This is a genomic window from Natronomonas sp. (assembly GCF_036625485.1).
Classification (GTDB): Archaea; Halobacteriota; Halobacteria; order Halobacteriales; family Haloarculaceae; genus Natronomonas.
Window position 1 is genome coordinate 1 of record NZ_JAZKTR010000057.1, and the last position, 14,199, is coordinate 14,199.

A 14,199-nucleotide genomic window follows, 5' to 3' on the forward strand; every position below is an offset into this window, starting at 1 on the left:
TGCGCGGACTCGCCGAGAACGGCTGGGTGCGCGTGCTGGGCTCCTACGACACCGAACACGTCGTCTGAAACCTATTTCAGTTCGTCAGCCAGTTCCGACGCCCAGTAGAACTCGCCGTCGAACTCGGCCGGGACATCCAGTAGTTCGAGGAATTCGATAAGGTCCTCCCGGTCCAGATTGTAAGGACCTATCAACATATTAGCGAGATATCTATTTCCTTTAGATTCAACCTGTGGCGTAAACATCGAACCCAACCCATACTGGTTGGTCGTATACGTTCGAATAGATAACTCGTAGTGATCATCGGAGCCAGTGATAAGACAATAGTTCGGGAGAGAACTCGCAGCCTGCACCAGCGCGACGCTGTCATCACCAACTGCCAGATACTGTCCACCAGTAAAGGAACGCTCTCTCGCGATGGCGAGTGAGTCGCGGAGCGGAAAACCCTGATTCAGCAGGCGTGCCGTTGTTCGACCGACCGTCGCTGCCGGCTCGTCGATGACGTCGCTGAGTGTGGCGATACCGCCGATAGCGCCGGCTTCGACCAGCGCAGCGGCCTGCCGGTAGGACTGGCACGCGTTGAGGAAGAAGGCGTCCGTACCGACCGACGGGACCGATTCGACGTCCAGAAAGCCATCGGTACATTGCAGACCCCTCGATTCGGCGTGGCCGATGTAGTGGAAGAAGTCGGTCTCCCGCTGGAGGACGTCAGCCAGTTCCTCGCGACGCAACCGTTCGTGGGTTCGGACCTCGAAGGGTAACCCCTCGCGGGCGCCGTAGAGGTCTTCGACGGCGGCCGCCTCACCGTCCATCCACGACTCGTTGCAGACGATGGTCACCGTGATGGTCGTCGTTTCGAGCGGTTCACGCTGGTGGCGGTTCCGGTAGCCCTCTGCGAGGAACTTGTTCGCGCGGAGCGGGACATCGTCGCCGACCCAGACATCCGAACGCGTCCGAGAATCCGCCGAGACGTCGACGAACGATGCCTGTTCGTCGAAGACATCCGTCGTCGCTCTGGTCCGCTGGCCGCCGTCGACGAAGGCCTGCACGCTGGCTCGCCGGGCCTCGGTGCCGGTCACGCGCGGATAGGTCGCACAGTCGATGAAGGCGAGTTGAGCCGCGAGGTACGGCATCGCTGTGATGTGTTCGGTCGCCGGTTCGACGTGAGCAGTAACCGACCACTGCGGAAGGTGGGGCTGAAGCGTCTCGAAGGGCACATCCAGATACGCCCGCAGTTGCTCGGCCGTCGATTGGTCGTAGTAGTCCGCGGGTTCGAACGGCAGGTCGTCGGCCACGCGATCGTGGATGTCGATATCGAACGGATAAAAACCCGCCTGCCGGGCGAGACAGTCGAGCAGGAACACGTGCGGTAGGAGGTCCTTGACCGCCGATGAAAGGGTCTGTAGGGTGGTCTCATAGACCGTCTCGCCGTCGGCGACGAGCCGGGGAGTATCCCCTGGTTCGATGGCCGCATTAAGATAGTAGACGAGCGGGACGACGGGATAGAGGGCGTCAACCCGTGGCGGCAGTTCGAACACGACGTCGGAATCGTGTGGATCGATATTGGTGGGAACGTCGAGTTCAGAACCGAGGGCGATCTCGGGCGGGTGGCCCCGAATGGTCGGATACGACCGGTCCGGCGAATCCGCCAGGATCCCTTCGCCCAGACACGACAGCGCCGTCATCAGGTCTTCGGGGTCGTCGGTCGTCGTGACCGTCTCCGGCGGCCGATTTCGGGGCGACCGCGAGCCGAACACCACGCGCGTCGGACCGTCGAAGGAGACCCGCAACCGCTCGGAGTTGGCGTCGATGGAGATGCTGCTGGACACCTCGACGTACAGTTTCATCGTGGTAGTGGGCTCGATGTAGTAATCGTCGGCCGGCAACGAGTGCTCACAGTCGTGGTCAGTGCTGAGAAGCAACTGACCCGACCGGTCCCGGACGAACGAATGAGTTATCCCCCGAATTTCGAACCCCGATACAGTCGCCTCGACGGCGTCGGTGACCCGGAAGGGACACGACGTCGTCGTGGGCGTCAGCGCACAGGCCTCGTCGGTATGGAGTTCCGTTTGCTCGTGTCCGACAGCGTCCGAGACGCGAATCCGCGGCGGCGACGAAAGCGATTCGAAGACGACACCAGTCATCGGTTCACCCTATCCTATTTCCGCATATAAGTCTGCCCGTCGAATCACTGGACAACATAGTGCACGATACTTCGGGAGAGGTACTGCCCAGCGACCGGCCATAGATCGGTCGCACACCTGTGAGCATTACAATTCAGGCACGAGCCTTTTGCCGAAGATTTAACTCAGGTATCGACGTGTCTAGAGGTATGTCCTTACGAAGCATTAATAATGAACGCGTCTCGGCCTACGCGGACGTCTTCGCGGCCGATACGGACGTGTTCATTACGTCTTCACGGGTCTCGGATTTCACCGATATTCTGTATGCACTAGAGGAACACGGTTCCGAGGGCAAGATCCGAATTCTGACCGACGACGAAACCGCGAAAGCGATTCGCCGCCGGTTTCTGGTCGCCTCGTATCTCGTCGATTACATCGAGCAGGGAATCGTCAGCGTACGACGGCGTGAGGGCCACCTTCCGTCCTTGATCGTCGCCGACGACGCCGTCACCACGATCACCGGCGTCGACGAATCGAACCTGACGGTCCTGACGACCGACGACGAGACGTTCGTCACCGGCACCGGCGAAGCCCTCGAAGAGCAGTACGCCGAGGCCGACGATGTTTCCTTCCGCACGCCCGCCTACTCGGGAATGCTCGACCGGCTCGGTGAGGACCTCGGACCCGAGATGCGAGCCGACGTCGAGACGGCCCTCGGTCAGGCCGCCGCCACACGTAGCGATGAGACGTCGGTCGATCCCGTCCGTCTCAGCATCCTGATGGGCGCGAAAAACGAGGTGCAGTTCTACGAACTCGGGAACTGGGGCGAATCCACCGGCGTCGGCAGCAAGGCCAAGTTCTCCCGCGAGAAGCGACAACTCGAAGACATCGGGCTCATCGACACCGAGAAGATCCCGAAGGATATCGGTCGCCCCCGCCAGCGCCTCGTCCTCGGAAAAGACATCGACGACGTCGACGCTACCGAACTGCTGAGCCTCGCCGAGAGCGTTTCCGCGTCCTGATTCTCCGAGCGCTTATATACGAAGCCGCGGCCAGCGGTCCCGTGTCGATCCGCACCATCACCGGCGACTGCATCGTCCACGCCAACGGCCGCCGCGACCGCACCCAGCGCGGCCGGGTTCACGTCCTGATCAAGCCCGACGACACCGTCCTCGTCCACGACGCCGACGGCTACCAGCCCGTCGCGTGGCTCACCCGTCCGGCGGCACTCTCGGTGACGACGGACCCGCTGTGGGTCGTCGCGACCGACGGCGACGAGACCATCCAGATCGAGACCGCCGAGGAAGGCGAGGTGACCTTCCGCGAACACGACGCCAGCCGCGCCGGCATCCCCGTCGGCGACTGTCGCTGTGGCGGCCGACTCGTCCGAACCGCGGGCGAGGTGACCTGTCTCGACTGCGAGGCAGCCTTCGGCCTGCCGAACGGCGCCAGCGTCACCGACGCGACCTGCGAGTGCGGCCTGCCGAAGTTCACCGTCGACCGCGGCGAGACCTTCGAGTTGTGTCTGGATTACGACTGCGGCTCCCTCAGGGAGGCGGTCACCGACCGGTTCGACGGCGAGTGGGACTGCCCGGAATGTGGCGGCGCCCTCGATATCCTCCGGCGGGGCGGGCTCATCGCCGGGTGTGAGGCGTATCCGGACTGCGAGACGGGCTTTGCGATTCCCGACGGCCGCGTCGTCGGCGAGTGTGAGTGTGGTCTGCCCGTCTTCGAGACCGCCAACGGCAGGCGGTGTCTGGACGCCACCTGTGAGGTGTAGGCGTCGAGGCAGGGGCGTCGCTATCGGCCGACCGTAGCGGCTATACGACCGGGGGCGTGAGGACTGCCCATGCAGGGCCACCTCACCGACGGCACCGTCGAGGTCGGCGCCAACGCCCGCGAGCGCTACTACGATTCGCGGGGCTACGGCCGACCGCGGGGCGATGGCGTCGTCCTCTCGCGGGTCGAAGCCGCCCACCTCCTCTACCGTGACGACCTCGATGCGGTCGACGGACAGGACTTCGCCTCCTTTCTCGCCGCCAACGAGGACATCGTCGTCGACTTCCTCGTCTACCGGGACCTCCGGGACCGCGGGTTCTACCTCTCGCCGGCCCGGGAAGACTGGGTCGACGAACCCTCGGACATCGATTTCGTCGTCCATCCCCGCGGGGACGGCCCGTGGGACGACACCGCCGAACACCGCGTCAGCGTCGTCGGCGAGCGCGCGTCGATTCCCCTTCGCTCGCTCGGCGACGTCGTCCTCGCCGTCGTCGACGAGGAAAGCGAGATCACGTATCTCGACACGGACGACGAACCCGTCTCCGGCAGCAGTGGGATGGTCTTCGACGGCGCCACACAGGGCCACCTGCTCGACGACCGGGTCCTCTGCTGGAACCCACCCGGCGACCTCTACGAGCAGGGCTTCTACGGCCAGCAGATGGGCCGGGACGACGACACCCTCCAGTTGTCGTTGCTGGAGGCCGCCTACCTCGCGGAGACGGGGTATCTGAACGTCGAGGGGGGCGCCGAGGCGCTCGTCGACCGCGGCCGGACCGTCGAGGGCGAGCGGTTCGACCGCCGATTGACCGTCTATCGCGAACTCCGCGAACGGGGGCTGGTCCCCAAGACCGGATTCAAGTTCGGCGCCGACTTCCGGACCTACGCCGACGTCGAAAGCGTCGAGGAACTGGGTCACTCCGAGCTACTGATTCGGGTGCTACCTGCCGACGAAGTGCTCTCGCCGCGGGACCTCGCACTCGACGTTCGCCTCGCCCACGGCGTCCGCAAGGAGATGGTCTACGCGCTGGTCGGCGGCGAGGAGGTACGCTGGGTGTCGGTGTCGCGGTTGACCCCCTGAAACGAAACTGCGGTTCTCAGACGAACTCGATGTCTTCGCGGGCGTGAACCTCGCCGAAGAGCCAGTCGGCGTGGTCCAAGGCGTACTCGCGGTGGGCTTCCTCGATACTGCCGACGGCGTCCTCAAGCAGGATGGGGCGGTAGTCCCGGAGGCCGGCCGACCCGGCGGTATGGAGGACACAGACGTTCGCCAGCGTCCCGCAGATGACGAGGTCGTTTATATTGTGGCTCTCCAGCCACCCCTCCAGTTCCGTCTGGTAGAAGGCGTCGTAGGTGTGTTTGACGACGACGAGTTCGCCATCCTCTGGTTCGAGTTCCGCGACGAGTTCGGCGTCCCACGACCCCTCGACGACGTGTTCGCCCCAGCGGTCGAACTCGTCGTAGTAGTGGTTGCCCTCGAACTGTTCGGGCGGGTGGACGTCCCGGGTGAAGACGACCGAGGCGCCGGCCTCGCGGGCCGCCTCGACGGTCTCGACACACGGTTCGATGGCGTCCTCGCTGTTCGGCGCGTACAGCGAGCCGTCGGGGTGACAGAAGCCGTTCTGCATGTCCACGACGACGACGGCGGTGCTGTCGGGGTCCAGTTGCATGTTCGTCGTTTCGGACAGAAGGCGCAAAACCGTTACTCCGAGGGTTGCTGCGGCGGGGGCGGCCCAGGAGTCCGGCAGGCCCGAAGGACGGCCGTGGCTTTTTGCCTGCGTCGTCCTTCTGTCCGGGCGATGAACCGACGCCCGATGGCGGCCATCGCGCTCGCCGTCCTGCTGGCGCTGGCCGGCTGTTCGGCCGGCTATCAGCCCTCTTCGGCGGAGCCGGCGACCGCCGAGGACGCCGAATCCCACGAAATCGACCACCTCGGCTATTACGACGGCTACTGGCACAACGACACGCTCGATATCAACGCCTCGGACGGCCTCACCGAAGCCGAGACGGAGGCCGTCCTCTCGCGGGCGATGGCGCGGGTGCAACTCCTCCGCGGCCTCGAATTCGAGGAGGACATCGAGGTCGAACTCCAGACGCGGGCGGAGTTCCGCGAGGAAAGCGACGACGTCTGGACCGAACCCGGCGAGGGGACTCGGCGGCTGGACAACGCCCAGTTCGAGGCGTTGTTCCTCGTCGGTCCCGACGAGGACATCGTCGACGTCCGAAGCGGCAACCGCGGCGGCAGCGTCCTCGGCTTCTACGTCCCGGGGACCGGCCGACTCGTTCTCGTCAGCGGACGAGACCCCGCGACGCTGAACAACGAGTACACCCTCGCTCACGAACTCGTCCACGCCCTACAGGACCAGCGGTTCGGCCTCGACTCGCTCGGGCCCGCGACGCTCGATTCGGTCAACGCCCGCAACGGCCTCATCGAGGGCGAGGCCATGTCGGTCCAGCACGACTACGAGGACCGCTGTGAGAGCGGCGAATGGCAGTGTGTCGGTACCGGCGGCGGCTCCGGTGCGTCGACCGGCTCCGAGTTCCACTGGGGCGTCTACTTCGCCGGCTTCTTCCCCTACGCCGAGGGGCCCTCCTTCATCGCCCACCACCGCGAGCGCGGCGGCTGGGACGCCATCGACGCGATGCACGGAGATCAGCCGACCGACGCTGCCGAGGTAATCTATCCCTCGACGTACGACACCGACGCCTACGGCAACGCGACAGTGACCGACCGTAGCGACGCCGACTGGGAGCGCGTCCGCACCGAGGACGGGCCCGACTACGCGGAAGTCGGCCAGAGCGGCCTAACGTCGATGTTCGCCTACACCCTCTATGCCGAAAGCGCCGAGGCCGGAAGCGGTGCCGTCATCGCCCAAGACGAGTTCCTGAATTCGGGCGAGAACGGACTCGACCGCCAGCGGCCCTTCACCTACGACGTGAGTTACGCCGAGGGCTGGCGTGCCGACCGGCTTCAGGCCTACGTCGACGACAACCGGACGGCCTTCGTCTGGAACGTGACGTTCAACGACCGGGCCAACGCCTCCGAGTTCGGCGACGGCTACGAACAGGTCTTCGAGTTCTGGGGCGGCCAGCGGGTCGAAACCCACGGCGACGCCGAAGTCTGGCGATTTGGCGAGAACGAACGGTTCCGCGGCGCCGTCTGGATTCACCGAGACGGGACCAGTTTCACCGTCGTGAAGGCGCCGGATAGGGCGGAACTGGACGACGTGTACGCGCCCGCGGGCGCGGTCGAGGCCGCCGGATAACGGCTAGCTTTTTCGCCGCGCGCGCCGATGGGTCGATATGTTCGATATCGTCCCGGAATCCGCCATCGTCGAGGGGCGGGCGACGGACGCGTATTTCCTGCGGACCGAGGAGACACTGGAACACGCCGGCCGGAACCCGACGGTCGTCGCGGAGGTCACCAGAGACCAGTTCCCGACCGGCGAGTTCGACTGCTTCGCGGGGCTGAAAGACGCCGCGAACCTGCTCGCAGGCTACGACCTCGACGCCGACGCGATTCCCGAGGGGACGCTGTTCGACGGCGGCCCAGTCATGCGCATCGAGGGGCCGTATCTGGAGTTCTGCCGGCTCGAAACCGCGCTTTTGGGATTCCTCTCTCACGCCTCGGGCATCGCGACGGCGGCGCTGGAGGCCCGCCGGGCCGCGCCCGACACCTCGCTTCTGAGTTTCGGCGCCCGGCACGTCCACCCCTCCATCGGCGGCGTCGTCGACCGTTCGGCGATGCTGGCCGGCCTCGACGGCTTCTCGCTCGTCGCCGCCGAGGCGTTCGTCGACGGCGAGGCCTCCGGGACGATGCCCCACGCGCTCATGATATGCTTCGGCCACGGCAATCAGGAGGAGGCGTGGCGGGCCTTCGACGAGGCCGTCGACGAGGACGTCCCCCGTATCGCGCTGTGTGACACCTACGACGACGAGACCGACGAGGCCCTCCGCGCTGCCGAACTGGGCTTCGATAGCGTCCGCCTCGATACCACCGGCTCCCGCCGCGGCGACTTCCGCCACATCATCAAGGAGACGCGCTGGAAACTCGACGCCGAAGGCCACGAGGACGTCGACATCTTCGTCAGCGGGGGAATTACGCCCGAGACCATCCGCGAACTCGAAGACGTCGTCGACGGCTTCGGCGTCGGCAGCCACATCTCCAACGCCGACCCGCTGGATTTCGCCCTCGACATCGTCGAGATCGAGGGCGAACCCGCCGCCAAGAAGGGCAAACTCTCGGGCAAAAAGGAGGTCTACCGAACGCCCGACGGCGGCCACCACATCGGGCTGGCCGACGAGGCCAGCCCCGCAGGCGGCGACCCGCTCATGGAACCGCTGATTCGGGACGGCGACGTCGTTGCGGAGTTCGACCTCGACGAGGCGGCCGAACGGGCGACCGCGGACGCCGAGCGCGTCGGCTTCCGCGAGGCGTAGAGCGCGAGAATCGCCGTCTCAAAGCGCGTTTTCGATAGAACTGGCGACCGTCCGGGCACGGTCAGCCAGGTCTTCTTCGATATGGCCGATCTCGACGGCCTCGTCGAGTTCGTCGTCGTCGACGCGGCGGACCTCGCCGTCCGGCCCCTTCACCACGTCGACGTGGAGGTCGACGTAGCGGACGGCATGCGGGAATATCTCGACGGGCGTGCAGACGTTGACGTAGGTGCCGCGCCGGGTTCCGTCCTCGCCCTTATAAACAGTGGCGTACCACCAGCGGCCTTCGACGAAGGTGGTGCGGGCGATATCGCCGGCGTGGCGGTCGACGCCCAAGGCGTCGTAGGTGCCGCCGCCGGTCATCTCGCGTTCGAGGGTGATCGAACCCTCGGAATCCCAGTCGACGACCTCGCCACGCCCGAGGACGATGTTCCGGCCGTCGGGTTTGCCGTGGCTGATGGCGAGGGTGTCGCCCTCCTGGGGGCCGAACTGCCGGGTCGTCACGTCGAAGGGGAACTCCCCGCTTGGCTCGCAGAGCGCCTCGGCGAAATCGACGGCGGCGCTGGCGCGGTCGGTGGCGGCCTTGACGCGGTGGTGGCCGGGCATCGTCGTCTCGACGTCGCGGCGATGCTCGTCGAGGGCGAACCGGGTTTCACGGCCGAACCAGACCCACGTGCCGGCCTCGGGGGCGACGATACGACCGGGCGCGTCATCGGCGTCGAAATCGGCGACGGCGCTCATCAGTTCCTCGGCGCGGTCGTTGGCGGCTTCCAGTGCGTCGGCCATCGCGTCCAGCGAGGCGTCGTCGGCGGTCCGGGACCACTTGGGACTCCAACCTTCGGCGGGGTCGACCGGCAGGAGGTCGGCCATGCGGGCCGTCTCGCCGCGGTCGGGGGTGCCGTCGCGACGCAACTCGACGAGGCCGCCGGGCACTCGGAGGTCCGTCGCCAGCGACGGGCGGTCGTCGTCCCACGGCGGTTTCGGAATCGCGACCTGTACGCGGTAGGTGTCGCCCTCCTCGACGTAGCCCTCGGTGCGGTCGTAGGGGAGCCAGCCGTCGGTCTCGCCCAGATCGACGACGGCGCCGGAGCCGAGCGTCTCCTCGACGACGCCCTGAAAGACCGCACCCTGCGGGGCAGGGTTCTCCCAGACGAACGTATCCAGCGCGAGGTCCGAGAGGCGGTCGCAGACGTCGGCGACGGCTTCGGCCTCGCCGGAGACGCCGACGCCCTGCCGGTCGTCCGTCGTTCGGAGGGTCACGTCTGCCGGGGCGGCATCGAAGTCGGCGTCGAAGCGCTCGCGGATGGGCGGGGAGGCCTGGACCACGTCGTACGCCTCGGAGAGGAGTTCGGTGAGCGCGGTCGTGTAGATGCCGCGGACGCGGACGCTGTCGCGGTCGGTCATAGCTCGTCGCGGTCGGCGGCGAAGCGAACGCGGTCGTCGACGGTCGGGCCGAGCGTGAGTTCGACGACCGACTCCGAGAGGACGCGACCGCCCTCGACGTAGGCGCCCCAGCCATCGAACTTGATGTAGCCCCGGAGGTCGTCGGCGTGGGTGTAGAGGTCGACGTATTCGAGGCCGTGTTCGGGGAACTCACTGGCGGAGTGGGCCAGTTCCATATCGGAGTAGACGGTATCGAGATCGGCGAAGAAGGCTTCGAGGGCGCCGGCGTCCTCGGCGGTCGCCTCGACGACGGCGTCGGAGATCTCGGCGATCTCCTCCGTCGAGAGGCCGAACTCCCGCATCGCCTGCTGGGTTCGCTGGTCGAAGTGCATACCCCTCGTTCGAAGGCCGGGGCCGAAAGCGTCCCGGCTTGGAACGCCGGGGGGTTCTTTAGTCGTCGGCAGTGGCGTCGACAGCGGAACCGGCCTCCGCGTCGGCAATCGGGGCCGCGGTGTCGGCCGCTTCCTCGTCGACCGCATCCTGGTCGGCCGACTCATCGACATCGTCGCTCGCGGCGGCGGCGACCCCGCTGGGGCCCGGCGGCGCGGAGTAGAGGATGCCTCGACTGGCGCTGTAGCGTGTCATGGGAAGAAGTGGCCGTTCGTCGTATTTCAACCTGCTCCTGAAGGTCATAATGTTGTATTATCACATTCAGCAGGAGCGGGCCCAGCGGTCGTGATGAGCCAAAACGTTAGGGGACCGCCGGACGCAATGCGGGTATGAAAGACCCGGTGGAGGCTCGAGCCGACGAGTCGGAGGACCTCTACGACGTGGCGTCGTGGGAGCCCCGCAGTCGGCTCGACCGGTTGGCAGTCAAGACGCATCGCGGCGTACTCAGTGCCGGACGGGCGCTCATCGTCGCACTGGGCCTGTTCATCATGCTCTTGATCCTCGGCGGGGGCGCGGCCGCCCTCATCGTCGAGAACCCCTTCATCCTCGCGCTCATCGTCCTCTCGGTCGTGCCGGCGGCACTGCTGGCGCTGTACATCTACACCTCCGACATCACGACCGACGAACCGGCGTCGTTGCTCGCCGCGACCTTCGTCCTCGCCATCCTCTTTGCCGGGTTCGCGGCCATCATCAACACCACCCTTTCGGGAGTGTTCGGCGTCGCTGGCGGCGGCATCGCCGCAGTCCTTCCCGTTCCCGGTGTCGAACTGCTCTTCATGATGCTTTTTTACTACCTCGTCGTCGGCCCCGGCGAGGAGGCGGTGAAACTGCTGGCGGTCCGCCTGTACGCCTACCGCGACGAGCGGTTCGATTCGGTCATCGACGGCGCGGTATACGGGGCGGTCGCCGGCCTCGGCTTCGCTTCCATCGAGAACGTCCTCTACATCACCCAGAACATCAGCGCCCCGAGCGCCGTCATCGCACAGAGCGCCGCCGACTTCACCGCCTCGTTCTTCCAGACGCTGGACGCCGGCAGCGGGATCACGGCCGTCCGCGGCCTCGCCGGGCCGGGCCACGTCATCTACTCGGCCTTCGCCGGGTACTACCTCGGCCTCGCGCGGTTCAACCCCGATAACGCCGGCCCCATCGTCGCCAAGGGCCTGCTCATCGCCGCCTTCATCCACGGCACCTACAACATCCTCGTCGGCATCGTCCCGCTGGTGGTGAGCGCGTTCGTCCCAATCCCCGTCTTCGCCATCTTCGTCGCCTTCGTCGTCGTCTACGACGGCGTGTTCTTCTACTTTCTCTACCGGAAACTCGCTCGCTACCGGAAGACCTACCAGCGGGTCAGCGACGACGTGGACGACCCGGCGGACGCGTCCTCGGAGTTGACCGAATTCGATCCCGATACGAACCCGTAGCGCACGGGTCGAGGGGTGATGGGGGGCTTCGGTTCCGCGACGCTCCCAGCGTCTTATTTAAAATACCGGCAATGTCCCGAGTAATGCCCTTCTATTTATCCGCTGTTTCTCGGACTATCGTATGAGTACACGGCCCACAGTACGGACGTTCGTATCGGTTCTGATCGCACTCTGTGTCGCAACGATGTTCGCGGGGTCGGCCGCCGCGGCCGGACTGGACGACGCGACCGACGTCACGGACGACCTCGGCGATACCGACGGCCTCGCCGACGGTATCGGTGACGAGGTCAACGTGACCGACGAGGCTCCCGAGATAGAAGAGCCCGACGTCGGGGACAACGACGGCGGTGGTGGCGGCTCCGTGGGCGTCGAAAGCGACCAGGGTAGCGCCACCGGCGACGGTGAGGTTTCGGCCTCACAGGACGGCGTCGAAGTCGAGGTCGACGGTGAAGGCGCGGCCAACGGCGAGAGCGTCTCCGGCGGCGTCGACTGCGACGTGAGCGCCGAGCCGCCCGAAGACCCGCAGGACACCTGTGAGACCGACACACCCGGCGACGGCGAAACGCCCGAACTCCCCGACGACGAGGTCCCCGAACTGACCGACGACGTGCCCACGATGCCGGGTCTCGACGGTCTGAGCGAACTAACTTCGGTATAAATCGCGGCGTTCGATCCCTGCTGACGCCTACTTTCGCGGGCTATCGAGTTCGATATCGGCGGCTTCGAGCAACTCGCGTGCCTCCTCCCGTTTCTCCTGGTGGTCCTCGAGGAACTCCTTCATCAACTCAGCTGCCTGCTCCTTGCAGCCGCCACAGAGTCGCTCGCCGGTGACACACTCCTCGTAGACCTCGGCAGCGAAATCGTCGTCGTCGTTCGCCAGCAGGTACGCGTAGAGTTCGTAGACCGGACACTCGTCGGCCTTCCCGCCCAGTTCACGCTGTTTCTCGGCCGTCTCGCGGCCGCCCGTCGTCGCGGCTTTGACCTTGTCGTAGCCGTCCTCGGGGTCGTCGAGCAGGCTGATGTGGCTGGCCGGCTCCGAGGAGGACATCTTGCCGCCGGTGAGGCCGGTCATGAAGCGGTGATATATCGACGACGGCGGCAGGAAGCCGTAGCCGCCGTGGTCGGCCTCGACCGCCCGAGCGAGTTCCTCGGCTTCCTCGGCGTCGAGGTCGAAGCTGTCGATGTGGCCCTCGTAGACGCGCTTTTCGCCCTCGACTGCCTTGATGAGTGCCTCGAAGGCCTCCTCGGTCGCGTTGCGGTCGAGGAAGCGCACGCGGGGCCGCAGCGGCTCCTTGCCGCCCGACCGGAGCTTCTCGACGGCCTCCCACAGCGCCGGGTGGTCGGGCGATTCGTCTTCGAGCCAGTCGGCAGCGTCCGTACAGCGAACGTCGGTCTCCGGATCGTCCGCCTCGGCCGCGAGCGCCTCGTAGGCGCGACCGACGAGTTCGCGTTCCCCGTCTTCGAGTTCGAAACTCGCGTAGGCCTCGGTGATCTTGAAGTAGCGCATCCGGCCGGCCAAATCGCGGGCCAGCCGCATGTGTGGGTCCTGGTCGGGGCCGACAGGGATGACCGTCGGCTTGGGTTCGTCGAGTTGCGGATAGAGGATGTCGGCCATCTGGGTGACGACCGACTGCATGTAGGAGACCTCGGTCTCGCCGTCGAAGTCGTAGATGGCGCCCAACTCCGAGAAGTTCGCCTGCGTCCCGAGTTCGAAGGCGAGGTCCTGTACCTCGCGGTTGGTCGACTGCCGATAGATCTCGCCTTCCTCGGGGTCGAACCCCAGGGCGATGAGCGACAGCAGGTAGCTCTCGGTGTGTTCGTCGATCTCGTCCCACGGGATGTCGCGGGCCGCGTGCGCCTCCATGTCGGCGATGAGGCCATAGGCGTCACCACCCTGCTGTTGGTGCCAGATGAGTTCGTCGAAGACGAGTTTGTGGCCGATGTGGGGGTCGCCGGTCGGCATGAAGCCCGACAGCGCGGCGAACGGCTCGTCGTTGCGCATCGCCTCGGCGACCGGGCGGTAATCGCGGTGGCCGAAGATGACGCCCCGGCGCATGAGGTAGTGCGGCGTCGGCACCTCGGGAAGGACGTCGTCGAACTCCTCGATGCCGAACTGCTCGAAGAGCTTCCGGTAGTCGTCGACGGTCGACGAGCCCCACGGGTCGAGGGCTACGTCGTCCGCGCCCTTCGCCCCGCCGTCCGGCCGAACCTCGCGGTCCGGCGACGCGGGGGTGCCCTCGTCGTCGTGGGTTTCGTCTGCCATACGCTTCCGTCGGGGTGGTCCGCCCAAAAACCGTTCGCTTGCGTGGGAGGGCTTGTAGAGCAGTCTGGTTGTGGCGTGTCTGTTTATAAAGAAAGCGTGGCGACTGTTTCGACCACATTACCTCCGAAGCCCTCAACCGGCTGGCGGTCGCTCAGCGGGATACGCTCCCTTCGGTCGAGTAGTGCCCGATGAGCGCCCAAGACAAGCGCCAGCCGGTCGTCCGAAAGGCGCTTCGTGCCTTTCGTAATGACGAGAGAGCTTCGCTCTCTCGAACCAAGCGACCGCCAGCGCGCCGAGGGCTTTCCGGCTGTTTGCGGTCTGGTGGTCGCCACGCCCGGCTTATAAA

General features: G+C 66.0%; 14 protein-coding genes. 7 read left to right on the top strand and 7 right to left on the bottom strand.

The window, feature by feature from the left end; all coding sequences use genetic code 11:
* Positions 1-71: 71 nt before the first annotated feature.
* Entirely contained in the window at positions 72-2,144 is a 2,073-nt protein-coding gene (locus V5A53_RS07485) for a hypothetical protein (protein ID WP_332312966.1), read from the bottom strand.
* A 188-nt stretch (positions 2,145-2,332) separates the two neighbouring features.
* On the opposite strand from V5A53_RS07485, the gene V5A53_RS07490 reads away from it, so the two are divergent.
* From V5A53_RS07490 to endA, 3 genes are all read left to right on the top strand, one after another.
* Entirely contained in the window at positions 2,333-3,145 is an 813-nt protein-coding gene (locus V5A53_RS07490) for a transcriptional regulator TbsP domain-containing protein (RefSeq protein WP_332312967.1), read from the top strand.
* Between the two features lie 41 nt (positions 3,146-3,186).
* Positions 3,187-3,903: a DUF91 domain-containing protein gene (locus V5A53_RS07495; RefSeq protein ID WP_332312968.1), complete on the top strand. Its 717-nt coding sequence runs from the start codon at positions 3,187-3,189 to the stop codon at positions 3,901-3,903.
* A 69-nt stretch (positions 3,904-3,972) separates the two neighbouring features.
* Positions 3,973-4,980 (top strand): tRNA-intron lyase, encoded by a 1,008-nt coding sequence (gene endA / locus V5A53_RS07500; protein WP_332312969.1) that lies wholly within the window; start codon positions 3,973-3,975, stop codon positions 4,978-4,980.
* A 16-nt stretch (positions 4,981-4,996) separates the two neighbouring features.
* On the opposite strand, the gene V5A53_RS07505 is transcribed toward endA, so the two are convergent.
* Positions 4,997-5,569 (bottom strand): cysteine hydrolase family protein, encoded by a 573-nt coding sequence (locus V5A53_RS07505; protein ID WP_332312970.1) that lies wholly within the window; start codon positions 5,567-5,569, stop codon positions 4,997-4,999.
* A 129-nt stretch (positions 5,570-5,698) separates the two neighbouring features.
* Between V5A53_RS07505 and V5A53_RS07510 the strand changes: the two genes are divergently transcribed.
* Positions 5,699-7,165, top strand: coding sequence for an Hvo_1808 family surface protein (locus V5A53_RS07510; RefSeq protein WP_332312971.1), 1,467 nt, complete (start codon positions 5,699-5,701; stop codon positions 7,163-7,165).
* Positions 7,166-7,202: 37 nt separating this feature from the next.
* Positions 7,203-8,339, top strand: coding sequence for a nicotinate phosphoribosyltransferase (locus V5A53_RS07515; RefSeq protein ID WP_332312972.1), 1,137 nt, complete (start codon positions 7,203-7,205; stop codon positions 8,337-8,339).
* Between the two features lie 18 nt (positions 8,340-8,357).
* Here V5A53_RS07515 and V5A53_RS07520 read toward each other — a convergent pair whose 3' ends face one another.
* From V5A53_RS07520 to V5A53_RS07530, 3 genes are read right to left on the bottom strand one after another with little or no spacing between them, the layout of a single operon-like run.
* A complete protein-coding gene (locus tag V5A53_RS07520; protein ID WP_332312973.1) occupies positions 8,358-9,740 on the bottom strand; it encodes a DUF402 domain-containing protein in 1,383 nt (460 codons plus the stop codon).
* Positions 9,737-10,111 carry a DUF7532 family protein gene (locus tag V5A53_RS07525; protein WP_332312974.1) on the bottom strand — a complete coding sequence of 125 codons (375 nt, stop codon included), beginning with the start codon at positions 10,109-10,111 and terminating at the stop codon, positions 9,737-9,739. Before V5A53_RS07525 ends, V5A53_RS07520 begins: the two co-directional genes overlap by 4 nt.
* Before the next feature lie 58 nt (positions 10,112-10,169).
* Positions 10,170-10,364 (bottom strand): hypothetical protein, encoded by a 195-nt coding sequence (locus V5A53_RS07530; protein WP_332312975.1) that lies wholly within the window; start codon positions 10,362-10,364, stop codon positions 10,170-10,172.
* Positions 10,365-10,498: 134 nt separating this feature from the next.
* Here V5A53_RS07530 and V5A53_RS07535 point away from each other — a divergent pair, with 134 nt between their 5' ends.
* Together V5A53_RS07535 and V5A53_RS07540 are read left to right on the top strand one after the other, a co-directional pair.
* The gene (locus V5A53_RS07535; protein WP_332312976.1) at positions 10,499-11,590 is read left to right on the top strand and encodes a PrsW family intramembrane metalloprotease; all 1,092 of its coding nucleotides are present in this window, start codon (positions 10,499-10,501) and stop codon (positions 11,588-11,590) included.
* Positions 11,591-11,711: 121 nt separating this feature from the next.
* Entirely contained in the window at positions 11,712-12,248 is a 537-nt protein-coding gene (locus V5A53_RS07540; RefSeq protein ID WP_332312977.1) for a hypothetical protein, read from the top strand.
* A gap of 27 nt (positions 12,249-12,275) precedes the next feature.
* On the opposite strand, the gene V5A53_RS07545 is transcribed toward V5A53_RS07540, so the two are convergent.
* Both V5A53_RS07545 and V5A53_RS07550 read right to left on the bottom strand, forming a co-directional pair.
* Positions 12,276-13,853, bottom strand: coding sequence for a tryptophan--tRNA ligase (locus V5A53_RS07545; RefSeq protein ID WP_332312978.1), 1,578 nt, complete (start codon positions 13,851-13,853; stop codon positions 12,276-12,278).
* An 83-nt stretch (positions 13,854-13,936) separates the two neighbouring features.
* A partial coding sequence (locus V5A53_RS07550; protein WP_332312979.1) for a hypothetical protein occupies positions 13,937-14,199 on the bottom strand: 263 nt, incomplete at its 5' end.

Coding starts and splice junctions, on each gene's coding strand:
- V5A53_RS07485 (WP_332312966.1), bottom strand. CDS start 2,144: ATGACTGGTGTCGTCTTCGAATCGCTTTCGTCGCCGCCGCGGATTCGC.
- V5A53_RS07490 (WP_332312967.1), top strand. CDS start 2,333: ATGTCCTTACGAAGCATTAATAATGAACGCGTCTCGGCCTACGCGGAC.
- endA (WP_332312969.1), top strand. CDS start 3,973: ATGCAGGGCCACCTCACCGACGGCACCGTCGAGGTCGGCGCCAACGCC.
- V5A53_RS07505 (WP_332312970.1), bottom strand. CDS start 5,569: ATGCAACTGGACCCCGACAGCACCGCCGTCGTCGTCGTGGACATGCAG.
- V5A53_RS07510 (WP_332312971.1), top strand. CDS start 5,699: ATGAACCGACGCCCGATGGCGGCCATCGCGCTCGCCGTCCTGCTGGCG.
- V5A53_RS07515 (WP_332312972.1), top strand. CDS start 7,203: ATGTTCGATATCGTCCCGGAATCCGCCATCGTCGAGGGGCGGGCGACG.
- V5A53_RS07520 (WP_332312973.1), bottom strand. CDS start 9,740: ATGACCGACCGCGACAGCGTCCGCGTCCGCGGCATCTACACGACCGCG.
- V5A53_RS07525 (WP_332312974.1), bottom strand. CDS start 10,111: ATGCACTTCGACCAGCGAACCCAGCAGGCGATGCGGGAGTTCGGCCTC.
- V5A53_RS07530 (WP_332312975.1), bottom strand. CDS start 10,364: ATGACACGCTACAGCGCCAGTCGAGGCATCCTCTACTCCGCGCCGCCG.
- V5A53_RS07535 (WP_332312976.1), top strand. CDS start 10,499: ATGAAAGACCCGGTGGAGGCTCGAGCCGACGAGTCGGAGGACCTCTAC.
- V5A53_RS07540 (WP_332312977.1), top strand. CDS start 11,712: ATGAGTACACGGCCCACAGTACGGACGTTCGTATCGGTTCTGATCGCA.
- V5A53_RS07545 (WP_332312978.1), bottom strand. CDS start 13,853: ATGGCAGACGAAACCCACGACGACGAGGGCACCCCCGCGTCGCCGGAC.